The following is a 23278-nucleotide window of genomic DNA, read 5'->3' on the forward strand; positions in this document are numbered from 1 at the left end:
CAGTACATCTGCATAAGCGATCATCACATGAAAAATAAAGACGAGTTTAGTGGCATGCGTTTGCTGACTGACTTTCAGACAGCGCACAGTGCTTTTGGTGAGTTCATTCTTCTGAAAGCCTCTTTCGTTGACACGCTGTCTTGCATCTCCGGCTTTAAAGCCGAAATTTACCCTGACCAGTAAGTGATGATCCGCTTGAGTGAAGCCAAGAAGCTGATCGCAGAACTGCAGCATGGCCTTGTCGAGGCTCAGATCGGCAACCAGCTTCTTCAGCCGCAGGTTTTCCTCCTCAAGCTGCCGCATGTGCTTCAGCTCAGAAGGGGAAATCCCGCCGTATTTCTTACGCCAGGTGTAAACGTGACATCGGAGATACCCAGCTTGCGGCAGACATCCGGCACGGACGTACCCAGCTCAGCCTGCTTCAGGGCAAAGACAATCTGCTCTTCGGTGAATCGTGACTTTTTCATCGGCACCACCTCCGTTCAGGGGAGTGTTTATCATGCCGGAATTCTGTTTCTGAATGGAGCAGGATTTTGGGGTAGGGTCAGCCGGGACATTAATTTTCCTCTGATAAAACACCCTGCGCTTCATGAGGAATGATTAACAAAATTTATTTATTTACTAACACATATAAAGATAAGGGTTAAATGGCCGATACAATAAGGACATCCTATTCTGAGTTCGAAATCACGCCATGACTATCTTGAAGAAATTGTCACTTATATTTGCATTCACACTTATTTCTCTTCTAACAGTAGGATTAATAAGCATAAATTCCATGGGGGAAGCTCAGGAGCGGTTTGAATATGTTTCAACTAACTCCCTGCCAAGTATAAGTAAAATAGCCGATATTTTACGTTATCGTGAGGAAGCAAGACGGCAAATACTTATGGCGCTACTCATAAGCGAAAAAGATGTCTATGAAAAACATATGATTAGCGCCAGTAATTATTTAAACCAAACTCAGGAAGCCCTGGATTATTACAAAACACATTTGGTATCAGATGAAAAAGATTCTCAGACAATAAAACAGACCATTGACGACTTTAGTGATTATAAGAAACAAGTTGACAACATGGTGAAAGTTTATAAAAGCAGCGGGATTGATGCAGCCAGACTCCTGGTATCAGACGGAGGTGCGACAGCTGCAGCTTCAGTGGCTCTGAGCGCAAGCATCAAGAATTTGTTAACTTATAATAATCAAATTGTGACTAAGTTTGAAGAGGAGAATCAGAAGCAATATTGGAAGAGTATCTGGATCCTGAGTGGCATCATTGCTGTTGCAGTTCTGCTCACTGGATTTTTCTCTTATTCCATTCTTAATTACCTCAAAAAAGGGCTTCAACATTTACAGATCAGTATGAAGAATATCAGTGAGAGCCTGGATCTGACACTCCGTGTTAGTTTGGAAAAAAATGATGAACTTGGAGCAACAGCTACCAGTTTTAACAGTCTCTTAGAGAAATTTAAGGATGTGCTATCCGGTGTCAAGGATGCCAGCAAAGAAGTAGATACAGCGTCTAATGAAATTTCCCGTACTAACGATGATCTTTCATCACGCACTGAGTCGCAAGCTTCTTCTCTGGAGCAGACAGCTGCAAGTATGAATGAGTTGTCCGCAACCGTAAAATATAATATGGAAAACGCAAGAGAAGCCAATAACTTTATAGGAAAGGTTCAGTCAATAGTCACTGAAAGTAACCGTGAGCTTGGCGATTTAAAGAGTTCGATCAACGATATTGCTGTTTCATCAAATAAAATTTCTGAAATCACCTCAATCATTGACGGGATCGCTTTCCAGACTAATATTCTGGCACTCAATGCGGCAGTAGAAGCAGCTCGCGCAGGAGAACAAGGAAGAGGATTTGCGGTTGTAGCCGGAGAGGTACGCTCATTATCACAGCGTTCCTCCGTTGCTGCCCATGATATACGCGGCCTGATTGAGGGATCTATTAAAGATGTGGGTAAGGGTGTGGTATACGCAGCGAACGTTACAACACGAATGGATGAAGCCCTGCTTGTGGTGAATGAAACTACGCAGCTTATTAATCAAGTCAATAATTCATCTACAGAACAAAGTTATGGTATTGATCAAGTCAATATTGCGGTTACCCAGATGGAAACTAATTTACAGCAAAATGCGGCGATGGTAGTGCAGATGGCAGCAGCGGCTAATTCTCTTAGTCAACAGGCTGCTAATCTTTTAACCGACGTTAGTTCTTTTAAATTGTAAACTAGAGTCTTTTAAAAATTGAAAAGGCTCAATACGTATACTCGGTATTGAGCCTTTTTCTTTCACTCTGCACATCACTGCACTGATCCCTTCACAATATCGGTGCCAGCATAAATCAGAGATTCGGGCCTGTTGAGCCATGCGCGAAATTGCTGTCTACGTTCCCTTGCTTGCGACAGTGTTATAGAAGGATAATCACCTATGCTTAACTGCACTGGTTTATCTTCCCAACGGTAGCGATAGAAAAATGTTATACCACCGGACACTGAAAGCCTGACGTTCAGTCCCTGTGCATCAGAGATTACCTCTACTTTGTCTCGGCGCTTTCCAAGTGACTTTCTGAGTTTGGTATCTGTAAGCAATGTGTACACTCCTTTCATATACACATGAGTGTACACAAAAATCACAAATTGAAGGTACACAAGCCAAATCACAATAAATCATCTTGAAGCAAGCTATGCACCTAAGACAATGATATGATTATACAAATAAAATCAGAACAAACCAACAAACAAAGAATTCAAGTGAAAACAGATGCCCTACGATAACGTATACCGTGAAAAACAGATGCCTAGCCCGTTCCGCCAGATGTGGAGCATTTTCTATCGCGACACGCTATCTATGATTGGCTTTTATGGTGTCCTTAGCCTGCTATTTCTCTGTATCTTCGGACATTTACTGGCACCTTATGCACTTGATCAGCAATTCCTCGGCTCTCAATTGTTGCCACCTTCCTGGTCGAGTAATGGCAACGTCGCATTTTTCCTCGGTACCGATGATCTAGGCCGTGATTTGCTCAGCCGCATTCTTACCGGCGCCGCCCCGACCATCGGTGGCGCGATTGTTGTTACATTATTAGCCGCATTTATCGGTTTGATCATTGGTGTCCTGGCAGGGATCACCCGAGGCCTGAGATCCGCCATACTCAATCACATTCTCGATACCCTGCTCTCTATTCCCTCATTGCTGTTGGCAATCATTGTCGTCGCTTTCCTCGGGCCGAAGCTGGAGCATGCCATGCTGGCGGTGTGGTTAGCGCTGTTGCCCCGTATTGCACGCACCATTTACAGCGCTGTACATGATGAGCTGGAAAAAGAGTATGTTATCGCGGTTCGTCTGGACGGTGCCTCGACCTGGCAGATTCTGCGCTATGCGGTATTGCCGAATATTGTGGCCGTACTGGTGACTGAATTCACTCGCGCTCTGTCGATGGCCGTGCTGGACATCGCCGCCCTAGGCTTTCTTGATTTAGGCGCGCAATTACCTTCGCCAGAATGGGGAGCTATGTTGGGTGACTCACTGGAATTGGTTTACGTTGCTCCGTGGTCAGTGATGCTGCCCGGTGCCGCAATTCTGGTCAGCGTCTTACTGATTAACCTGTTGGGTGACGGTATGCGTCGGGCAATTAATGCAGGGGTGGAATAATGCCGTTACTCGATATCCGCAATTTGACGATTGAATTTATAACGGCTGACGGCCCGGTAAAAGCAGTTGATCGTGTAAGCATGACGCTCAATGCAGGTGAAATCCGTGGTCTGGTGGGCGAGTCTGGATCAGGCAAGAGTTTAATTGCAAAAGCCATTTGTGGCGTAACCAAAGAAAACTGGCGCATCACGGCTGACCGAATGCGGTTCGATGATATAGACTTATTGCGACTTACTCCGCGCGAACGCCGTAAGCTGATTGGGGAGAATATTTCGATGATCTTCCAAGAACCCCAATCCTGCCTGGATCCTTCTGAAAGTATCGGTAAACAATTAATGCAAGCCATTCCCGGATGGACTTACAAAGGGCGCTGGTATCAACGCCTCCACTGGCGCAGACGTCGGGCTATAGAGCTGCTGCATCGCGTTGGAATTAAAGATCATAAAGACATCATGGCCAGTTTCCCTTACGAACTGACCGAAGGTGAATGCCAGAAAGTGATGATCGCGATTGCGCTGGCCAATCAACCACGCTTGTTAATTGCTGATGAACCGACCAATGCGATGGAGCCCACCACCCAGGCGCAAATTTTTCGTCTACTGTCACGTCTTAATCAGAATAACAACACGACTATTTTACTGATCAGTCATGACCTACAGATGATGAGCAAGTGGGCCAATCGCGTTAATGTGTTGTACTGCGGGCAAACGGTAGAGAGCGCCACGTGCGAAGATCTGTTAGCCGCACCGCATCACCCTTACACTCAGGCACTGATTCGGGCGACGCCTGACTTCGGACGCTCGTTACCGCATAAAAGCCGTCTGAATACTCTGCCGGGGGCCATCCCTTCGCTAGAGCATCTACCGATCGGCTGCCGGCTCGGGCCTCGATGCCCCTATGCGCAAAAAAAATGTATTGAAACACCGCGGCTGCGCCTGGTAAAAACCCACGCCTTCGCCTGCCACTTCCCGCTAAACATGGAGGAGCAATAATGGCTGAAACCCTGCTCGAAGTGCGCAACCTAAGTAAAACCTTCCGCTATCGTACTGGCCTTTTCCGCAAGATGGATCTCGATGCGGTTAAACCGGTCAGCTTCACGCTGCGCGAACGTCAGACACTGGCAATCATCGGCGAGAATGGCTCGGGGAAATCGACGCTCGCCAAAATGCTTTCAGGAATGATTGAACCCACCGAGGGCGAGATCCTGATTGACGACCATCCGCTAACTTATGGCGATTATCGTTTTCGCAGTCAGCAGATCCGCATGATTTTTCAGGATCCCAGTACCTCACTCAACCCACGTCAACGCATTGGGCAACTGTTAGAAGCGCCGCTGCGTCTTAATAGTGAGCTCGATGGCCCACAACGCGAACAGCGAATTAACCAGACCCTGCGGCTGGTGGGCATGTTGCCGGATCATGCTTATTACTATCCACATATGTTGGCTTCCGGCCAAAAACAGCGCGTCGCGCTGGCTCGCGCACTCATACTGCAGCCCAAGGTGATCATTGCCGATGAAGCCCTTGCCTCGCTGGATATGTCGATGCGTTCGCAGATCATCAATATGATGCTGGAGTTACAGGAAAAACAGGGCATCTCGTATATCTACGTCACTCAGCACCTCGGTATGATGAAGCACATCAGCGATCAGGTCATAGTGATGCATGACGGGGAAGTGGTAGAACGCGGTAACACAGCCGAAGTACTGGCTGCCCCGTTGCATGATTTAACCAAGCGGCTAATATCCAGTCACTTTGGTGAAGCACTGACGGCTGACGCGTGGCGCCGAGATGGTAAAAAACCTTAGCGCGGCTTCCCTATCGGTTTCTGCCGATATTTCCAGCTCAACTATTCTATTTAGCTATTATTTATCGCTTAACATTATTTTATCTGGCGGCATGTATCGGCAAGGATAGGGTCTGAAATTTTGCCTGATGCAAAGGACCCAATCATGGAACAACAGCACCGTGCCGTTCATAACAGCTGGTATCACGAAATACAATCCAGTCAGCAGGGTCATTTGCCAAGCGACCCGCAGGCGGAGCGGGTGCAGGATCCCTTTTTGCTGGGGCTTGATACTCAGCTGGACCCGACGTTACGCCAATTGCTGAGTGAACGTAGTGGCCTTCTACAGGCATCTCGCGCCTGTTACGACGTCCTGCTCCCTAAAAAGGTGACATTGTCATGTACCACCGCATTATCCCTGTATGACCGCCTAAGCAGTGCCTTAACGGTGGCCCAGGTCACCGGTGTACAGCCGTTATGTACCCATTATGCCGCCCGCCTCGCGCCACTCGCCGGTCCAGATGCCTCGCGTGAAAGTAACCTCCGACAGACCCACATCATGCAGTTTGCACGCCTGTTGGCCACTCAACCAACGCTCATCACACCTTCAATGCTACAACAGCTTGGCACTGTGGGTCTGAGCACACAGGATATTGTCACCTTCGTTCAGTTGATTGGTTTTGTCAGCTATCAGGCTCGTGTGTTGGCCTTACTGGGAGCGATGCGTGGACGTATAGCCGCTATATTGCCGGGATTTCATTCTCCAGAACCCTGCTCTCAACAGGGATTTTCCCTGACATTACGTCAGTGGCAGGCCCGTTTGCCTGAGGTTGATCTGACCTCTGCCAGCCAATACCAGCTTGATGTGCTGAGACTCGCCACATCCGACACCTATTCGTCTTCATTTTACCGTCTGCTGTTACAGGATGCCCGCTGCCTCAGTAAATTCTCCGCCATTTTTAACCATTTGATGTATGCCGGGGAACAAAAGGAAGCCACCTGGCGAGAGCTGGCTGCGGTCACGACATCACGGCTGAATGGTTGCCTGTACTGTGCTGGGATCCATGGGCGCTTATATTTAGAATCGGGTGGCGAAAAGCGGCAAATTGATAGGTTATTTGAGGGATGCCATGCTGGTGAAAGCACCGCAAATGCAGCATTTTTTAACGGCAAGAGAATCCCTCCCGACCAGGTCTTATTGCAGGCAACGGCGAAACTAGCACGTTCACCTGAAAGATTTGACACAGATGAACTTCATGCACTCTCTGATGCGGGCTACAGTGCGGCACAGTCGCTGGATATTCTACTCATCAGCGCGTTTTTTGCTTGGTCAAACCGTTTGACTCAATCTTTAGGCGAGACGACTGCACCCTAGAATATTCTGTGATGTTATCTGGCTATCAGCCTTTCCCACCAGTGCTGATAGCACAATCCAATCACGTCCCCTACCCGTTAACCTACAAAATGAGTACTAATCTTATTTTGTAGCTGAAATTTAGTGTTAAAAATCGATGTTGGTCACACGACAATCGCTAGCGCATTGGTCTGTGCCCTTCCATGATTCCCTGCCATTCATAAAGCTCTGCATTAAAATAACTTTACAGCGCTTATGCACCGTTTATTCACCAATACACCATAACATCCACTAGAATTAAAGAAATAAACCAGATAATTTGCAGAAAGCAGACCGTTTATTATTCATACGATAGATTCATTTGCTGTACAGCAAAAACATAATTTTTAATTCTGCATAACATTTCGAACATAGTTTCATCAGTCTGAATCAGATATATGTAACGATATATGTCAAACTCCTTGCCTCGTTTACGAAGATAGGGAACATTACCCGCCGTCATCCCATCTTATAACAATGCAAAGGGTGCTTAATTCGCGCCACTTTTGTATCTCCTGTCGTTCAGGACAGGGAGTGATAAATAGAGGAACTCGTGTCAACAGCAAACAAAAACACATCAAAGGATGAAAGCATCAGCCTGAATGCTTTCAAACAACCCCGAGCGTTCTACCTGATCTTCTCCATAGAACTATGGGAACGATTTGGTTATTACGGCCTGCAAGGGATCATGGCGGTTTACCTGGTCAAAATGCTTGGCCTGAGTGAAGCGGCTTCTATCACTCTGTTCTCGTCTTTCAGCGCATTGGTTTATGGGTTCGTTGCCATAGGCGGCTGGTTGGGCGATAAAGTACTCGGCTCAAAACGCGTGATCGTGCTCGGTGCCATAGTTTTGGCTCTGGGTTACTCATTCGTTGCGTACTCCGGCCACGATATTTTCTGGGTCTACCTTGGTATGGCGACCATCGCCGTCGGTAGTGGTCTGTTCAAAGCAAACCCATCCTCATTGCTTTCAACCTGCTACGAAAAAGATGACCCGCGTCTTGATGGCGCATTCACTATGTATTACATGTCGGTGAATATCGGTTCGTTCTTCTCTATGCTGGCTACGCCTTGGTTGGCCGCCACGTATGGCTGGAGCGTCGCATTTTCCCTCAGCGTCGTCGGTATGCTGATCACTCTGCTTAACTTTATGTTCTGCCGCAAATGGGTTAAACGCCAGGGTTCTAAACCAGACTTCGAGCCATTGCAGGTCAATAAATTGCTGATGGTGCTGGTCGGCGTGATTGCGCTGGTGTGCATTTCCAGCTGGTTGCTGCACAACCAAACAATCGCCCGTTTGGTACTGGCCGTTGTCTCTACCGGTATTATTATTATTTTTGCTAAAGAAACTTTTGCGATGAAAGGCATTGCCCGTCGTAAAATGATTGTCGCTTTCCTGCTGATGCTGGAAGCGGTAGTGTTCTTCGTGCTCTATAGCCAAATGCCTACGTCATTGAACTTCTTCGCTATTCATAACGTTAACCACGATCTACTGGGTATTAACTTCCAGCCAGAACAATTCCAAGCGCTTAACCCATTCTGGATCATGGTTGCCAGCCCAATTCTGGCGGCAATTTACACCAAAGTAGGCGACCGCATGCCAATGCCACACAAGTTTGCTATCGGTATGGTGTTATGTTCCTGCGCATTCCTGGTGTTGCCGTGGGGCGCAAGTTTAGCCAATGAAAATGGCATCGTTTCCGTAAACTGGCTGGTATTGAGCTACGCCATGCAAAGCATCGGTGAGCTGATGATCTCGGGTCTGGGTCTGGCGATGGTGGCACAGTTGGTTCCACAACGCCTGATGGGCTTTATTATGGGGGCATGGTTCCTGACTACCGCTGCGGCAGCGATCATTGCCGGTTATGTTGCCAACCTGACCGCCGCGCCTACTGATATCCAGGACAGCCAAGCTTCTCTGGCGATTTACAGCCACGTATTCCTGCAGATTGGTATCGTCACCGGCATCATCGCTATGCTGATGCTGCTGACCGCATCTAAACTACATCGAATGACGTTAGACCGTGAAGACGATGACAAGGCGCACGAACTGGCTGCTGCGAAGTAAAGACTAAACCGACTTTACGATGGTTGACGAACGCCTCCTATGGAGGCGTTCGTCATTATAATGAGCTGACCCAGTTCACATGGGTGGCATCACTTTTTCCCTCCAATTTCCCTGCATGACGGAAACGATCACGCATTTCTTTTGGTGTCATACCATGTACATCATTGAAATACCGACGTAAAACGCTGAGTTCCAGCCCGCACTGCCGTGCTATCGCCGCCAGACTTTGGTCTGACATTGAGGATGAACGCAACAACCGTTTAGCCAGCAATAAGCGGCGACTGCGGACAAACTGAGCAATACCGCCCAGCGGTTCAAATAACCGGTACAGGCCCGAGCGGGAAATCGCAAAGCTCTTGCACAAAACCTCAACACTGATCGGAGATGCAATATACTTTTCGATATGCAGGCAAATACGCTCCAGACGAGCGCTTTGCTCAAACGGATGCTCGATTTTTTTGCCTGCGACCAGATGAAGCGTTTGCAAAAATACCGCTGCGGCGCCTTCGCCAGTACTCAGCACTTCCTGTTCTGTCATCTGGTCAAATACTGCCACCATGGTGGCGAAATGGTTACGCAAAATAATATTTACCGGCGATGAAGCAGGAATATGCTTGCCGTGCAACGAGGCAATATCAACATTAAAGTGCAGGCTGTGCTTAGGCATGATGATGTACTGATAGGTACAGAGTCGAGGTTTTAGATCCCCTGGATAGACACGTATCTGGATAGGCTGAGACATATCCTGTATCAGGATATCGCCCTGCGATATCTGGAACCGTCGCCCAAAACACTGCACATCCATCCCGCCGATGATGACGATAAAAATAACAATATGGTCAGGCATGGAAAATAAATTGCCATACTGACGGTTGATATCATGTTCGCTAACGGTAAGTACGCCTCCCAGTACCCGACCAAAATTATAACCGGTCACTCCCCAGTCAAAACATTCACGATTGTTATCGGGTAGTTCCAACTTAAAGCCGGCGCTGGACATGCCATCTTCCCACTCATAAAAACGAGTTTCGAAATCCTGGTAAATATTGGCTGAATCAACTATTTTTCGCGAAGACGAATCGGTCATTTTCACACCATAAATTAGGGATATTCCTAAAAGATAATCTACCCTGACCAATGAAATCAACAGAATAAAAAAGTCAGCTTCAAGCGAATCAGAAACATTAAGCAGTCATTGAGCCGCAGACGTTGGGGCCACTTTAATGCAATAATCGTGTTGAATTGGGCAACCGTTATTTTTTTGCCAGATTTCACTTTTACTACGCTTTCCATAACACTAACATTCGCATGTGGCAGGATATCAACGATGGATAAAAAAAAAGTCCTGGATGAAGGACGGCAGTTAAAACGTTTGAATGCAGAAACTCGCCGCCAGTCGCATATGTATAAGTGGTTTGCGTTTATCGCCGCGCTCGATTGCATTCTGGTTATTTTCTATGATCAGGATATGCGTAATATCCTCTTTTCGGCTGCGGTTTGTATTGTCTGTACTTTTCTATGGATCAAAGGGCGCAACCGGGCGCGTAAATACCGTCGGGAGTGGAATGAAAAATACAACAATAAAGATAAAATGTTTTGACCGTGTCGGCTTGTTTTTCTGATCAACAAAGCAATCAAAAGCCTTGTAGGACCAGCTGTTCGATATTCCCCCATATAAAATAACGATTACCTGACTTAGTGCATGATAAGTGTTTGAATTTAAAAACTACCGCAATCTTCTCACCATAATGTGAGTGATAATAATAATATTCTTCATTTCTACCCTTTTGTCTTATATTCTGCGTTGGGTTCTCCGCTTTCCCATCGCCCTGATAGACTCATTTTCTGCTCAGGATTATTAGCTTATGCTTACTGATATTGCGATATGCCAGGCAGTTCTCGACGCGCTTACAGAGGCGACAGTCTTGAAAGATGATGAGCGCAAATTGGTTTTTCTTAATCCAAAAGCTTGTGAATTGTTTGGCCGCAGCCGGGAGGAGCTTATTGGTCAAGACGTCTCGTTCTTCACCGAAGAGATTCAATCCGCCCGCCAGCGCGAACGCGATATAGAAGTGTTAACAACCGGAAAGAAAAACGTCAATGAAGAAAAGCTCATCGACGCTAATGGAAAATGCCGTAATGTACTGGTACGAAAAACGCGCCTGACGCTAAAGAATCGCCACTATATTCTGACGTCAATAATGGATATTTCGTTGCTGCGAAGTTCAGAAGCGCAAATTCGTTACCTCGCCCGCCACGATGTGCTGACAGGTTTACCTAACCGTACCGCACTCAAGGAAGAACTCAATCAGATCGCCGCACAACGTGTGTACCACCCCGAACCTTACGCCTTGTTCCTGCTCAACCTGAATGAATTCAACTATATCAATGACATCTATGGTTATCAGGCCGGAGATGCAATTTTATGCGAGTTTGGCCAACGTTTACGCAATGAAACCGGCAATGCGGGCAGCGTGTCGCGCATTGGGGGTGACGAATTCGCCATTGTCTTGCGCAATAGTCCGACGCAAGAGCAGGCGAATAATCTGGCTCTGGAAATTATGGTGATGATGCGCCAACCCTTCCGCCTGACTCGCGCCAATCCGATGGTCACGCTCTCTCTGGGAATTGTGATGTTCGGTGCTGAAAATATCACTGCCGGCGAGATCATGCGCCGCGGCAATACTGCGCTGATTGAGGCTAAACAGCGCGGTAAAAACATGTTCTCTTATTATTCAGAACTGCTTGATGCCAGCTGCGTCAGCAAACGCATCATGGTAAAAGCACTGGCTGAGTCTCTGTCGAAGAAAGGGGACTTGACCTGTGTTTATCAGCCGATACTTCGTAGCATTGACGAAAAAGTGGTCTGCGTGGAAGCCTTGGCGCGTTGGAACCACAGCGTGCTCGGCGCCGTCTCTCCGGTGCAATTTATTGCGCTGTCTGAAGAGACCGGGATGGTTATTCAGTTGGGGGAAATTATTTTTCGCCAGGCATGTCAGCAAATTAACATTTTCAAAAACCTCAACCTGGCGATCAACGTCTCAGCAGTACAGTTGGGGGAAGCCAATTTTGCCGACAGGATCCTCACTTTACTCGATGAAGAAGGATTTCCCGCCACGAGGCTTGAACTGGAACTAACTGAAACATCGATCATGAACGCCAACTCGACCAGCCTGACTCATCTGGTTCGCCTGCGAGAAGCCGGTGTTAAAATTTCACTCGATGATTTCGGCACCGGCTATTCCAGCCTGAGTTTGCTGAAAGACATCGCGGTCGACAGCGTGAAAATCGATCGTTCATTTGTGCAATATGTCACAGAAGTGAATGATACTGCCTCCATTGTTTCCGCAGTCTCACAGTTGGGAAATAAAATGAAGCTGAACGTCATTGCCGAAGGTGTTGAAAATCAATTGCAAAAAGCTTTTTTGATATCAGCTGGTTGTACACATTTACAAGGATATCTCTTTTCACGTCCGGTGCCGGTAGAAACCTTGCACGCCCTGCTAAACAGTGAAACGAATATGCTACATGAACGCTGATATAAGTCTGGTAAATAACTCAAATCCCACTATGAATTCTTTCAATTGGCATCATCCCCCACTTTGCTGACATGATCGCTGCCATTCATCATGCTGTTGAAGGAAGTTTTATCATGTCATCGTTTTCAGGTATCTGGGTTCCACTGGTCACGCCTTTTCATCAGGGTGAAATTGATTTCCCCGCCTTACAGGCGCTCTCTACCCATTTGCTGAAACAGGGCATTGATGGTGTTGTGGTGTGTGGTACAACAGGTGAAGCGCCGACGCTCAGTAAAGACGAGCAACTTCAGGTGCTCGACGCTGTGCTGGAAATTATACCAGGACATCAGGTTGTTATGGGGCTTTCCGGGACACATCTGCCAACCGTTAGCGGCATGCTGGAAGCGATTTTGCAACGGCCAGTGGCAGGGATCCTGCTCCCCGCCCCTTACTACATCCGCCCTTCGCAAGCAGCGCTGGTCGCGTGGTTTACCGAACTGGCCGACCGCTCTTCGGTGCCAATCATTTTATACAATGTCCCTTACCGCACCGGTATCCATCTTGAGCTCGATACTCTGCGTCAACTGGCCACCCACCCCAAGATTGTAGCGATTAAAGATTGCGGTGGCAGTCTCGAGCTCACCTTGTCATTGATTGCCGATGGTCAGTTGGATGTACTTTGCGGCGAAGATGCGCAGATATTCTCTACGCTGTGTCATGGTGGAACAGGTGCCATCGCTGCATCCGCGCATCTGTTCCCTGAGAAGTTTGTTAATTTAATTCAGCAGATTAAGATGAACGATCTCAGTGGTGCCCGCCAGACCTTTTTCTCCTTGCTGCCAATGATGCGACTCATGTTCACCGCCCCCAACCCTGCAGCAATTAAATATGCATTGTCATTGGATGGGCTGCTGCACAATGAACTGCGCGCGCCGTTACTTCCCGCGCCAGAAAATGTTGAACGCGCGGTGCGGAATCATCTGAATCAATATTCACGCTGAATATGTATCAAGAGTGGTCGGTTGACGGCCAATAAAGGTTGCCTGCCACTATTTGAGCGTTCGCACCCACAACACGATTTAGTCACTGACATTTTTCACCGGCGGCACTAGGATAGGGAGGATATCTGTTCCTGTGCGGCCGTGCCGTGTAGACGTCGCAGCTGCTAAGGCCTGTGTGACAATGGTTTAAATTTACGGAGTTTGTATGAAACTTTATTATAAAGCCGGTGCATGTTCCCTTTCACCGCATATTATTCTGCGTGAAGCCGGTCTGGATTTCACCATCGTCAAAGTTGATCTGGCGACAAAGAAAACTGAAAGCGATGAAGACTTTCTTGCTGTGAATCCTAAAGGCCAAATTCCAACGCTGGAACTGAGCGACGGCAGCATACTGACCGAAGGCGTGGCAATTGTGCAATATCTGGCTGACCAGAAGCCGGATCGCCAGTTATTGCCAGAAGTGGGTACGCTGGCACGTTATCATGCGTTAGAGTGGCTGAACTATATTGCGACCGAACTGCATAAAGGCTTTAGTCCGCTGTTCAATCCGAAAACACCGGAAGAGTATAAATCGCTGACCCGTGAAGCACTGGCGAAAAAATTCATCTATGTTAACGACACCCTGAAAGACCACCAGTACCTACTTGGCGCGCGTTTCAGCGTAGCCGATGCCTATCTGTTCACCGTGATGGGCTGGGCAAAAGCGCTAAAATTTGATCTCTCTGCATTGAGTGATCTGAACCGCTATCTTGACCGCGTAGCAGCACGTCCTGCGGTTGATGCCGCTTTGGTTGCTGAAGGTCTGAAATAAGTTTCTGCCTGCCACACCGTAAAAAACGCCCCGGCTGATCTCGCACGGGGCGTTTTTATTTATTCGGTCATCAAGGCTGTTATTAGAGCTTAGTGGCAGGGAAATGATGCTCCGGCGTCACCATTTTGTCCTGCGCGGCGACCACTTGCAGCTCATATTCACCCATTGCATGCGTCGCTAGCATCACTTCATAAACGGCCGCAGTGACATGTTCCAGGGCTTTATCCAGCGCTTCGCCTTTGAGTAAATTAACCAGCAGCAGACCGCTGGTTAAGTCACCTACGCCAACCGGCTGACGCACACCAAAATCCACCAACGGGCGGTCGATATGCCAGGCTTCATCGACGGTGACCAGCAACATCTCAAAGCGGTCACTCTGGTAGCCGGCGCGGCTGAGGTGTTTCACCAGCACGATTCTTGGGCCTTTAGCAATCAGTTCACGCGCTGTCACCACGGCCTCTTCCACATTGAGAACAACATGACCGCCGAGCAGTTCTAGCTCAAGCAGATTGGGCGCCATAATATCGCAGTGGGTCAAGGCTTGGTTGCAATGGAACTCCGCCACACCAGGCGCAACAATACAGCCCTTCTCCGGATGCCCCATTACCGGGTCGCAGAAATACCAGGCATTTGGGTTGGCCTCTTTTACCTGACGGACAATGTGCAGAATGCTCTGCCCCTGCTCTGGCGAACCAATATACCCGCTTAATACCGCATCACAGTCTTTAAGACGGTCAATATCCGCGATGCCCTGTGCGATATCAGTCAGATGGCTGGCCGGCATAACACAGCCGGTCCAATGCCCATATTGCGTATGGTTAGAAAATTGCACCGTATTGAGTGGCCAAACGTTTGCGCCCATGCGCCGCATTGGGAATTCTGCCGCGCTGTTACCAGCGTGACCAAAAACGGTGTGTGACTGGATAGAGAGGATGTTTTTCATTAGGAATGTCCGATAGCAACGTCATCGGGAGATGGCGGAATCACTGAGTTCACAGAACAAAACGAGGGGCTGTTCAGCCCCTCATCATACCGATTGTAAAACTTATGCCCAGAGCAGCAGACTGTAATTCTTTTTACCACGACGCAACAAAGTGTATCGACCAAATAGACGATCACTTTCAGTGAAGCTGTATTCAATATCAGTCTGTTTTTCGCCGTTAATAGAAACAGCATTAGAAGAAATCATGGTACGTGCCTGACCTTTAGAAGGTGCCATGCCGGCAATGACGAGCGCCTCTAACAAGTCGGCACCACGATCTAACGTGAATAATTCAAGGCCGTCTTGCGCCAGCTGCTCAAAATCGTATTCAGTCATCTCACTCAGGGAGCCTGAAAATAGGCTGTCAGTGATTCGACGGGCTGCCGCCAGACCTTCTGCACCGTGCACCATCCCCGTGACTTCTTCTGCCAGAACATACTGGGCGCGTGGCGCTTTACCACTGGTTTTGTCTTCTTCTTCCAACGCATTGATGTCTTCGATGCTCATGAAGGTGAAGAATTTCAGGAAATGATAAACATCAGCATCCGCAGTGTTGATCCAGAACTGATAGAACTTGTATGGGCTGGTTTTCTTCGGATCAAGCCACACTGCACCGCCTTCCGTTTTGCCGAATTTAGTGCCGTCGGATTTAGTGATAAGCGGAACGGTCAGGCCGAACACCTGTTTCTGATGCAGACGACGGGTTAAATCAATACCTGAGGTAATGTTACCCCATTGATCAGAACCCCCAATTTGCAGTTCAACCTGATGCAAGTCATACAGTGAAGAGAAATCGTACCCCTGCAATAAGTTGTAAGAGAACTCAGTGAAAGAGATACCGGAATCATCACGGTTCAGGCGCTGTTTTACTGCTTCTTTATTGATCATCTGGTTAACAGAGAAGTGTTTACCGATGTCACGCAGGAAGGTCAGCACGTTCATGTCGCCGAACCAGTCGTAGTTATTGGCTGTGATGGCACTATTTTCACCACAGTTGAAATCCAGGAATGGAGCAACCTGGTGGCGAATTTTTTCCACCCACTCGTTTACGGTTTCATTGGTGTTCAGCTTGCGTTCGGCAGCTTTGAAGCTAGGATCACCAATCAACCCCGTAGCACCGCCCACCAGCGCAACGGGTTTGTGGCCGTTTAACTGGAAGCGTTTCAGGCAAAGCAAAGGCACCAAATGACCCAAATGCAAGCTGTCTGCGGTCGGATCAAAACCGCAATAGAGTGCAATTGGCCCTTGCGCCAGTCGCTCTGCTAACGCTTTTTCATCCGTCACCTGGGCAATGAGGCCCCGCTCTTGCAGTTGTTTAATCAGGTTGCTGCTCGCCATCAAAGACTCCATTTATTATTTACTGAATCTGTGCAGATTCGTGTCTGACATCATGCCGAGAATGTGCCGTTTCTCTCACCATTCTGGGGAATGGCATAGAATAAAACGCTCATCGCCCGAGTGCTAGGAAATCGCACTCTTTTTCGTGGTTAGGGTGCCAGACGGTCTATTTTCCAGCCATTTTCTTTATCAGCCACGTCACGCTGATAAATGAAACGATCATGCAGACGGTGTTCGCCGCCCTGCCAGAACTCCATCGACTCCACGCTGACCCGGAAACCGCCCCAGAAACTCGGCAGTGGGACCTCACCCTGGCTGAATTTTTGTTTCAGTTCGAGGAATTTGCTTTCCAACACACCACGCGCGGAGATACGGCTGGATTGATGTGACACCCACGCGCCAATCTGACTGTCTTTTGGGCGGCTGGCAAAATACTTCACCACTTCAAAGGTGGAGAGACGCTCGGCCTGTCCGAGTACAATCACCTGGCGGTCCAACATATGCCATGGAAATAGCAAGCTAATGCGGCTATTACTCGCTAGCTGTTGTGCCTTGCGACTGCCGAGGTTGGTATAAAAAACCAGCCCCTTTTCGTCATAATGTTTAAGCAACACGATGCGCTGAAAAGGTTGTCCATGCTCATCAACCGTAGCAACGACCATGGCGGTCGGGTCGGCAAGTTTGGCTTCGCAGGCCTGTTTCAGCCAGTGTTCAAACAATGGCTGAGGCGCAGCGGGTAAATCAGCACGGCGCAGGCCACCTCGCGTGTATTCACGACGAGAGTCTGCCACATCAAAATCATTGTTATCAGCCATATAAGTTCATTACGTGAGAGTAAGTTGCAGGTATTCTGCACCTGACGCGTCAGGATCTCAATCATCCTGGCGAGTCAGATGCGGTCGGCAATAAAAGGGAGGGTAAAGTGAAAGATTATTTCTGAACGCAGTCGTTAAGGATAATGGCGTCACCTCGCTGCACAAACGCTGCGGTTCCCTTCGACCAGAAGGTATATTGCCCGTCACTGTATTTAGTGCCCGATGCCGATTCAACTTGTTTTAGTTTCAGCTGTTTACCGTCAAGCAGGAGATCGACCTGTTTCTCAGATGGATCCTGCGTGACGGTCAGCGGCATCGTCCCACATTGATAATGCAGTGGTTCAGTCGGTGCCGTTGGTTGATGGTGGAACTGGCTGCATCCTGCCAACGTTAAACCTGCCAAAGCGAAGATCGCTTTTTTCATCCTGTCACTCCTTATGATTCTGGCTTATTCCTTTTTATTACCACGCACAGCAATAAAACACATTGGGATTAGGCCGAGATATCATCGTACACCTTCGACTGAGGCGGGATAAATTGCACCAAGAACCGTCTCACGACAGGCACCAGTGACAGAGGGCAGATTACCGGATTTACCCGACAGGGTACGAAATGCCAGCCAGGCAAATGCCAGAGCTTCCATATCATCACCACTGATCCCAAAGGTATCTGTAGTGCAAACTTCAGTGCCCGGTAACATGGCCGAGAGTCGCGCCATTACCAGCGGGTTACGCGCCCCACCACCACACACCATTAGGCGATCACTGCCCCCCGCCAACTGTACCTGTTCGGCGATGCTGACAGAGGTTAATTCAGCCAGCGTAGACTGAACATCTTCCGGCGGCAGTTCGTGCATACGGCTCAGCTGTTTTTCCAGCCAGGCAATATTGAAATATTCCCGTCCGGTGCTTTTGGGCGCCGGTTCGGCAAAATAGGGATCCGAGAGCATTTGCTGCAAAAGAGTCAGATTAACTCTGCCCTGATTAGCCCATTCTGCATTTTTATCGAAAGGCAATGCCCGGTGACGCCAGATCCAGGCATCCATCAGCATATTGCCAGGGCCGGTGTCATAGCCGCGAATGGGTTGACCAGGCAGTAAGAGCGATAAGTTAGCAATACCGCCAATGTTGAGGATCATCCTGCGCTCTACCGTATCTGCCAGCAGTGCCTGATGGAATGCAGGAACTAAGGGCGCGCCCTGTCCACCATAAGCCATATCACGACGACGAAAATCACCTACCGTGGTAATACCCGTGATCGCGGCGATGCGGTTGTTATCGCCAAGTTGCATTGAGAATGTCGCTTCACCTTTCGGCTGATGCCATACCGTCTGCCCGTGGCAACCTATAGCCGTTACCTCATCGGCACTGATACCGGTTTTTTCCAGCAATGCTAACACCGCCTCGCCGAAGAGAATCCCAAGGCGGGTATCGAGTTCACCAACCTGCGCCAACGTAACCTTTTGACCTTGGCACATGCCGAGGATGGCATTTTTTATTTCAACAGGCATCGGATGCAAATGGCTGGCCTGTTGGGCGACCATTCTTTCGTCAATAGCCGCCAGCACGACATCAACACCATCAAGGCTGGTCCCTGACATCACACCGATATAGCGTCCTGACTTCATAGATAACATCCCTAATACCTCCGGTAAAAAATGATCAATCGTGCTTCATGTTCAAATAAAACAGAATTCATCGGGTAGCGCCATGAGTAACACCTTTTTTATTGAGCTATGTGATTGGTGTGTTTGTTTTTTGTCAACTTAATAGCCCCTTTCAAACCCACAGCACGGGAAACTGGCTATCCTTAAGGGCTAGAAAGTTTGTGAGAGAGGATTTAACGCAAATACTGTCTAAAACATAAACCGCCGTTTATTATTAGTTGAGTAGGCCTCATGTACTCTTGCGTCGTTAAGAATTTGGTTCAAGCGATGATCTTTTAGTGTAAGACTGAGTTTCTAAGCGACTTGACAGCCTCGACAGGATGTTAAACTGTGGAACGTTAGACCTGCGTTGTCGTGGCGTAATGCATAACCGGGCTGCAACAACGTAAATTTAAACAGGAGCTATTTATGATTAAGCGTTTTCTGGTCGTCGCCCTTGCGGGTGTTACTCTTGCAGGTTGTGTCAATGACAACACCGCATCAGGCGATGTCTACTCCGCTTCTCAGGCCAAACAGATCCAACAAGTCTCATACGGCACCATTCTTTCAACGCGTGCGGTACAGATTCAGGGTGGCGATGAAAGCAACATTATCGGTGCGTTGGGTGGCGCGGTACTGGGTGGATTCCTTGGTAATACCATTGGCGGCGGTACTGGTCGCAGCCTGGCAACTGCGGGTGGTGCAGTATTGGGTGGTGTCGCAGGTCAAGGGGTTCAAAGCACCCTAAACCGCTCAAACGCTGTCGAGTTGCAAATCCGTCGAGACGACGGCACGACCATACAGGTGGTGCAGAAAACCGGCCCAACCAAGTTTAGTGTTGGTCAGCGCGTCAGCATGGCGACCAGTGGCAGCACCGTTACGGTGTCCCCAAGCGCCTGATTTCTGATGTTGGGTTCGCGAAATGCAAAAAAGCCAGCAGCGAAAGTTGCCGGCTTTTTTATTCCCAAATCTCATCGTAACGATATGAAATCTGGGTACTGGGTGCAAAAAAGAATACTGAATTAATACGTAAAAACGCCGCAAATCGACGCATGATTATGATTTACTTTGCAGTGCCGCGATATTTTTTTCCAGACGAGCCAGCATTGCAGATAACTGCTCAGTCTCTAAATGAGACATCCCTGTTAGGATCTCTTTGCGCGTTGAGTCTATAACCGATTCCATAGCATTGATGATGGGTGCCGCTTCCTCGGTGAGTTTGATACGTTTTGCACGGCGGTCGCTTACGCATGTTTGGCGGGTGATGAGTTTTTTCTCTTCGAGTTGATCCAACGTTCTGACCAAAGAAGGTTGCTCAATCCCTATCGCCTTAGCCAACTGAATTTGCGATTGTTCTGTCGGCAACATATTGATGTTGTGCAAGGTTACCCAGTGCGTTTGCGTCAATTCGAGCGGTTTTAAACGTTCGTCAATCAGCGAGCGCCAAGCACGAACTAATCGTGCGAGATCTGACCCTAAGTTCGATTCCAATTACCTCTCCTTATAATTAGCATGCTAAGATAACTCCCCAGAGTTTAGCTTAGTTTTCGGAATGTTAATCGTTTAAATGCCTTTATATATACTGGATTTTTTCACCGTCAGTTTGAGACCCGTCTGCGCCTCTCTGAATTGACATCTTTTATAACACAATCACCCGCAGAGATTAATATTGTGGATCCGCAAATGTCTCATTCAGGCTCCTCAATACCAGATTGATTGCTGGGTACTTCGCTTTATTTCTCGCCCATTTCAAGGCTGTGTTGCTTGGGCCGGTTTTCTGGATTTTGATAAATCACCTTTTACGTAACTGGGTTTATTTCGGCGAGGTCTGGTATTTGACATTGATGGATTTGTCTATTTTTATTCCTATTTATTGCGCCCTGTCATTCTGGTCAATGAGTAAGAACATGCAATTGAAGCGCTGAAATAGCGCGCGATTATAATTGTTTTTGCCTTCGTATTAGGTGCTGGGTATGGAAGAAGGCAGCCGGCTGAGCCTGCCTGAGAAAAATAATGCGGGGAAAATCGACTTAATCCAAAGTCATTGACGTTGCGGCAATGTGGTAAATGAGTGAATCCCAATGCGCTTAATTAAGGAACGTCGTAACCCAGAGCTGCCTTACGAATACGGAACCATTGTTGACGAGTCAGCCTCAGCGAGAGGGATTTCCAGGCTGATTTTACGCGTTCAATTTTGCCTGAACCGATGATCGGCAGAGGTTGTGATGGCAGTTGCATCACCCAGGCGTAAACCACCTGCTCGATATTTTCCGCACCAATATCTTCTGCCACTTTCTGTAGTTCATCACGCAGTGGCTGGAATTTTGCTTCGCTGAACAGGCTGCCGCCACCGAGACATGACCAGGCCATGGGTTTGATGCGCAATTGCTGGCAGAGATCCAGTGAACCATCGAGAATAGCGGGTTGGTGGACAGGCGAAATCTCCAATTGATTGGTCACCAGCGAGAACGGCAGGCGCGATTGTAAAAGCGTGAACTGGGTCGGTGTAAAATTAGAGACGCCAAAATATTTCACTTTTCCGCTTTTGTGTAGCGAAGTGAACGCGTCGGCCACGTCATCAGCGTCCATCAGCGGGTCCGGGCGATGAATTAACAGCAGGTCCAGATAGTCGGTGTGTAGATGACTCAGCGACTTTTCAGCTCGCTCAATAATGTAGCGACTGTCGGTAATATAGTGGCCGATTTTATTGTCCGGATTGGCCGTCGTGGCAATTCCGCATTTGCTCACAAGTTGCATCTTTTCACGCAGTGCTGGTTTAAGGCGCATCGCTTCGCCAAAGGCAGCCTCACAGGCATAACCGCCGTAGATATCGGCGTGATCGGCGGTAGTAATGCCAAGCTCAACGTGTTGCTCAATAAAACCCAGCAACTCCTGCGGTGTCATATTCCATTCCATCAAACGCCAGTAGCCGCAAATCATACGGGAGAACTCAGGGCCCTGCGCGGACAGTGGGGTACGGGGATCCATGTCATTACCTCAATTTATTCATTATTGGATGTTGTAAACCGTTGACAGCATATAGAAATCAGCCAATGGCTGTATTGATCTTCGCCTGCAGTAGAATGCACTAAAGGTCAAAAAAGAGAGGGTTGTTCAGGCAGAGGATCATCAGGCTTCTTGCCTGCGCGTTGTAGACGCAGAAGCCGCTGATAGCACAGTCGGAGAACCTGGCGTTTTTCAGGATCGGTCATTGTCATCCAGCCAAAGCGCTCTTCGCGACTGCGTAGGCAGCCACGGCAAAAACCGCGAGTATCCGCCTGGCAAATACCGCGACATGGGCTGGGAATGTCAAAAAACTCGAGCTGTTGAGCCACGACGTCTCCGCATCAATCATTGAATCCTTATTGAAGACGCTTTGGCGGCATCCCGCAAGTCTCTTTTGAACACTCGCAACATTTCGGCTTATTTATTACAACATGGCACCGGACAAAAAATGCCTTTTTTTACCGCCCTCTTGACCTAGACCGATTGGTCTATTATTCTCAGCCCTATGAACAAACATGCTCAACCTCATAGTGATACACGCGAACATCTGCTGGCCACGGGTGAAGAACTCAGCCTGCGTTTAGGTTTTACTGGCATGGGTCTAACAGAACTTCTGAAAACGGCCGAAGTTCCAAAAGGGTCCTTCTATCATCACTTTCGCTCCAAAGAAGCTTTTGGTGAAGCGATGATTCAACGGTATTTCGAACATTACGATCTGCACTTACAACAGCTTTTTGGCCAAACTCAGGGTGACCAGCGTCATCATATCCTGAGTTATTATGCCCAGAATATTACCAACTTTTGCAGCAGCGAATGCCACAACGCCTGCCTGTCAGTCAAGCTGTCCGCTGAGGTTAGTGACCTTTCAGAGTCAATGCGCCACGTACTTGAGCAGGGTTCTACCCGGGTGATTAACCGCTTAAAAGATGCGATTGAAAAAGGGATTGCTGAAGGCTCCCTTACTGTACCTGTATCCCCCGCCATCGCTGCGACGACCCTTTATTCACTCTGGCTGGGTGCTTCCTTGCTGGCGAAAATCAAACGTTCAGTGACGCCACTGGCAGCGGCACTGGAAAGTGTTGAAATGCTGCTTCAACCGCCAGATAAGGCGAAATGACGAGTCTAAGAAACCTAGTGCATTGATTTAAATCGTATTACTTCCCATAAAAATTTGTTAAGCCGAGCCCGATCAGAACTGCGCTCGTTTGGTTAAAAAGTTTCACCCTAACCAGACCGACCAGTCTATTAACCAGGAGTT

21 protein-coding genes and 2 pseudogenes are annotated in these 23278 nt (G+C 48.3%); 12 read left to right on the forward strand and 11 right to left on the reverse strand.

Annotated elements, in window-relative coordinates; translation table 11 throughout:
• Positions 1–225 precede the first annotated feature (225 nt).
• Positions 226–467: pseudogene (locus IEV89_RS06915) on the reverse strand (transposase); the annotation flags it as partial.
• Between the two features lie 227 nt (positions 468–694).
• On the opposite strand from IEV89_RS06915, the gene IEV89_RS06920 reads away from it, so the two are divergent.
• Positions 695–2233: a methyl-accepting chemotaxis protein gene (locus IEV89_RS06920; protein ID WP_188471849.1), complete on the forward strand. Its 1539-nt coding sequence runs from the start codon at positions 695–697 to the stop codon at positions 2231–2233.
• 134 nt (positions 2234–2367) lie between these two features.
• On the opposite strand, the pseudogene IEV89_RS06925 reads toward IEV89_RS06920, so the two are convergent.
• A pseudogene (locus tag IEV89_RS06925) lies at positions 2368–2595 on the reverse strand (Arm DNA-binding domain-containing protein); the annotation flags it as partial.
• A 172-nt stretch (positions 2596–2767) separates the two neighbouring features.
• On the opposite strand from IEV89_RS06925, the gene sapC reads away from it, so the two are divergent.
• The 5 genes from sapC (at position 2768) to dtpA (ending at position 8904) form a co-directional block, all read left to right on the forward strand.
• The gene (gene sapC, locus IEV89_RS06930; protein WP_188471851.1) at positions 2768–3658 is read left to right on the forward strand and encodes a putrescine export ABC transporter permease SapC; all 891 of its coding nucleotides are present in this window, start codon (positions 2768–2770) and stop codon (positions 3656–3658) included.
• Positions 3658–4650: a putrescine export ABC transporter ATP-binding protein SapD gene (sapD, locus tag IEV89_RS06935; RefSeq protein WP_188471854.1), complete on the forward strand. Its 993-nt coding sequence runs from the start codon at positions 3658–3660 to the stop codon at positions 4648–4650. The genes sapC and sapD overlap by 1 nt, the downstream gene beginning before the upstream one ends.
• Positions 4650–5465: a putrescine export ABC transporter ATP-binding protein SapF gene (sapF, locus tag IEV89_RS06940; protein ID WP_188471856.1), complete on the forward strand. Its 816-nt coding sequence runs from the start codon at positions 4650–4652 to the stop codon at positions 5463–5465. Before sapD ends, sapF begins: the two co-directional genes overlap by 1 nt.
• Positions 5466–5609: 144 nt before the next feature.
• Positions 5610–6818 (forward strand): CMD domain-containing protein, encoded by a 1209-nt coding sequence (locus IEV89_RS06945; protein WP_188471858.1) that lies wholly within the window; start codon positions 5610–5612, stop codon positions 6816–6818.
• Positions 6819–7389: 571 nt separating this feature from the next.
• The gene (dtpA, locus tag IEV89_RS06950) at positions 7390–8904 is read left to right on the forward strand and encodes a dipeptide/tripeptide permease DtpA (protein ID WP_188471860.1); all 1515 of its coding nucleotides are present in this window, start codon (positions 7390–7392) and stop codon (positions 8902–8904) included.
• Positions 8905–8959: 55 nt separating this feature from the next.
• Here the strand turns inward: dtpA and IEV89_RS06955 are convergent, their stop codons facing one another.
• On the reverse strand, positions 8960–9991 hold the full coding sequence (locus IEV89_RS06955; protein WP_188471862.1) for a helix-turn-helix domain-containing protein: 1032 nt from the start codon (positions 9989–9991) through the stop codon (positions 8960–8962).
• Positions 9992–10231: 240 nt separating this feature from the next.
• Between IEV89_RS06955 and IEV89_RS06960 the strand changes: the two genes are divergently transcribed.
• From IEV89_RS06960 to gstA, 4 genes are all read left to right on the forward strand, one after another.
• Entirely contained in the window at positions 10232–10504 is a 273-nt protein-coding gene (locus IEV89_RS06960) for a hypothetical protein (protein WP_188471864.1), read from the forward strand.
• A gap of 265 nt (positions 10505–10769) precedes the next feature.
• The gene (locus tag IEV89_RS06965; protein WP_188471866.1) at positions 10770–12443 is read left to right on the forward strand and encodes a sensor domain-containing protein; all 1674 of its coding nucleotides are present in this window, start codon (positions 10770–10772) and stop codon (positions 12441–12443) included.
• A 113-nt stretch (positions 12444–12556) separates the two neighbouring features.
• Positions 12557–13423 (forward strand): 4-hydroxy-tetrahydrodipicolinate synthase, encoded by an 867-nt coding sequence (gene dapA / locus IEV89_RS06970; protein WP_188471868.1) that lies wholly within the window; start codon positions 12557–12559, stop codon positions 13421–13423.
• 205 nt (positions 13424–13628) lie between these two features.
• The gene (gene gstA, locus IEV89_RS06975) at positions 13629–14234 is read left to right on the forward strand and encodes a glutathione transferase GstA (RefSeq protein ID WP_188471871.1); all 606 of its coding nucleotides are present in this window, start codon (positions 13629–13631) and stop codon (positions 14232–14234) included.
• A gap of 82 nt (positions 14235–14316) precedes the next feature.
• Here the strand turns inward: gstA and pdxY are convergent, their stop codons facing one another.
• From pdxY to anmK, 5 genes are all read right to left on the reverse strand, one after another.
• Positions 14317–15177 (reverse strand): pyridoxal kinase PdxY, encoded by an 861-nt coding sequence (pdxY, locus tag IEV89_RS06980; RefSeq protein WP_188471873.1) that lies wholly within the window; start codon positions 15175–15177, stop codon positions 14317–14319.
• Between the two features lie 102 nt (positions 15178–15279).
• Positions 15280–16554 (reverse strand): tyrosine--tRNA ligase, encoded by a 1275-nt coding sequence (gene tyrS, locus IEV89_RS06985; RefSeq protein WP_188471876.1) that lies wholly within the window; start codon positions 16552–16554, stop codon positions 15280–15282.
• 149 nt (positions 16555–16703) lie between these two features.
• Entirely contained in the window at positions 16704–17369 is a 666-nt protein-coding gene (pdxH, locus tag IEV89_RS06990; RefSeq protein ID WP_188471878.1) for a pyridoxamine 5'-phosphate oxidase, read from the reverse strand.
• Positions 17370–17484: 115 nt separating this feature from the next.
• A complete protein-coding gene (locus IEV89_RS06995; protein WP_188471885.1) occupies positions 17485–17793 on the reverse strand; it encodes an MliC family protein in 309 nt (102 codons plus the stop codon).
• A gap of 81 nt (positions 17794–17874) precedes the next feature.
• Positions 17875–18996: an anhydro-N-acetylmuramic acid kinase gene (gene anmK, locus IEV89_RS07000; RefSeq protein ID WP_188471887.1), complete on the reverse strand. Its 1122-nt coding sequence runs from the start codon at positions 18994–18996 to the stop codon at positions 17875–17877.
• 447 nt (positions 18997–19443) lie between these two features.
• Here anmK and IEV89_RS07005 point away from each other — a divergent pair, with 447 nt between their 5' ends.
• Positions 19444–19914: an outer membrane lipoprotein gene (locus tag IEV89_RS07005; protein ID WP_188471889.1), complete on the forward strand. Its 471-nt coding sequence runs from the start codon at positions 19444–19446 to the stop codon at positions 19912–19914.
• 156 nt (positions 19915–20070) lie between these two features.
• Here the strand turns inward: IEV89_RS07005 and slyA are convergent, their stop codons facing one another.
• From slyA to IEV89_RS07020, 3 genes are all read right to left on the reverse strand, one after another.
• Positions 20071–20505, reverse strand: a complete 435-nt coding sequence (gene slyA / locus IEV89_RS07010; RefSeq protein WP_188471896.1) for a transcriptional regulator SlyA — start codon at positions 20503–20505, stop codon at positions 20071–20073.
• 600 nt (positions 20506–21105) lie between these two features.
• The gene (locus IEV89_RS07015; protein ID WP_188471898.1) at positions 21106–22002 is read right to left on the reverse strand and encodes an aldo/keto reductase; all 897 of its coding nucleotides are present in this window, start codon (positions 22000–22002) and stop codon (positions 21106–21108) included.
• Positions 22003–22109: 107 nt separating this feature from the next.
• Entirely contained in the window at positions 22110–22349 is a 240-nt protein-coding gene (locus IEV89_RS07020; RefSeq protein WP_188471900.1) for a DUF1289 domain-containing protein, read from the reverse strand.
• A gap of 176 nt (positions 22350–22525) precedes the next feature.
• Here IEV89_RS07020 and IEV89_RS07025 point away from each other — a divergent pair, with 176 nt between their 5' ends.
• The gene (locus tag IEV89_RS07025; RefSeq protein ID WP_188471901.1) at positions 22526–23137 is read left to right on the forward strand and encodes a TetR/AcrR family transcriptional regulator; all 612 of its coding nucleotides are present in this window, start codon (positions 22526–22528) and stop codon (positions 23135–23137) included.
• Positions 23138–23278 lie beyond the last annotated feature (141 nt).

The organism is Hafnia psychrotolerans (genome assembly GCF_014639435.1).
Lineage (GTDB): Bacteria > Pseudomonadota > Gammaproteobacteria > Enterobacterales > Enterobacteriaceae > Ewingella > Ewingella psychrotolerans.

What these genes read in the sequence shown, in the direction of transcription:
- IEV89_RS06920 (WP_188471849.1), top strand. Translation starts at nt 695, where the DNA reads ATGACTATCTTGAAGAAATTGTCACTTATATTTGCATTCACACTTATT.
- sapC (WP_188471851.1), top strand. Translation starts at nt 2,768, where the DNA reads ATGCCCTACGATAACGTATACCGTGAAAAACAGATGCCTAGCCCGTTC.
- sapD (WP_188471854.1), top strand. Translation starts at nt 3,658, where the DNA reads ATGCCGTTACTCGATATCCGCAATTTGACGATTGAATTTATAACGGCT.
- sapF (WP_188471856.1), top strand. Translation starts at nt 4,650, where the DNA reads ATGGCTGAAACCCTGCTCGAAGTGCGCAACCTAAGTAAAACCTTCCGC.
- IEV89_RS06945 (WP_188471858.1), top strand. Translation starts at nt 5,610, where the DNA reads ATGGAACAACAGCACCGTGCCGTTCATAACAGCTGGTATCACGAAATA.
- IEV89_RS06955 (WP_188471862.1), bottom strand. Translation starts at nt 9,991, where the DNA reads ATGACCGATTCGTCTTCGCGAAAAATAGTTGATTCAGCCAATATTTAC.
- IEV89_RS06960 (WP_188471864.1), top strand. Translation starts at nt 10,232, where the DNA reads ATGGATAAAAAAAAAGTCCTGGATGAAGGACGGCAGTTAAAACGTTTG.
- IEV89_RS06965 (WP_188471866.1), top strand. Translation starts at nt 10,770, where the DNA reads ATGCTTACTGATATTGCGATATGCCAGGCAGTTCTCGACGCGCTTACA.
- dapA (WP_188471868.1), top strand. Translation starts at nt 12,557, where the DNA reads ATGTCATCGTTTTCAGGTATCTGGGTTCCACTGGTCACGCCTTTTCAT.
- gstA (WP_188471871.1), top strand. Translation starts at nt 13,629, where the DNA reads ATGAAACTTTATTATAAAGCCGGTGCATGTTCCCTTTCACCGCATATT.
- pdxY (WP_188471873.1), bottom strand. Translation starts at nt 15,177, where the DNA reads ATGAAAAACATCCTCTCTATCCAGTCACACACCGTTTTTGGTCACGCT.
- tyrS (WP_188471876.1), bottom strand. Translation starts at nt 16,554, where the DNA reads ATGGCGAGCAGCAACCTGATTAAACAACTGCAAGAGCGGGGCCTCATT.
- pdxH (WP_188471878.1), bottom strand. Translation starts at nt 17,369, where the DNA reads ATGGCTGATAACAATGATTTTGATGTGGCAGACTCTCGTCGTGAATAC.
- IEV89_RS06995 (WP_188471885.1), bottom strand. Translation starts at nt 17,793, where the DNA reads ATGAAAAAAGCGATCTTCGCTTTGGCAGGTTTAACGTTGGCAGGATGC.
- anmK (WP_188471887.1), bottom strand. Translation starts at nt 18,996, where the DNA reads ATGAAGTCAGGACGCTATATCGGTGTGATGTCAGGGACCAGCCTTGAT.
- IEV89_RS07005 (WP_188471889.1), top strand. Translation starts at nt 19,444, where the DNA reads ATGATTAAGCGTTTTCTGGTCGTCGCCCTTGCGGGTGTTACTCTTGCA.
- IEV89_RS07015 (WP_188471898.1), bottom strand. Translation starts at nt 22,002, where the DNA reads ATGGATCCCCGTACCCCACTGTCCGCGCAGGGCCCTGAGTTCTCCCGT.
- IEV89_RS07025 (WP_188471901.1), top strand. Translation starts at nt 22,526, where the DNA reads ATGAACAAACATGCTCAACCTCATAGTGATACACGCGAACATCTGCTG.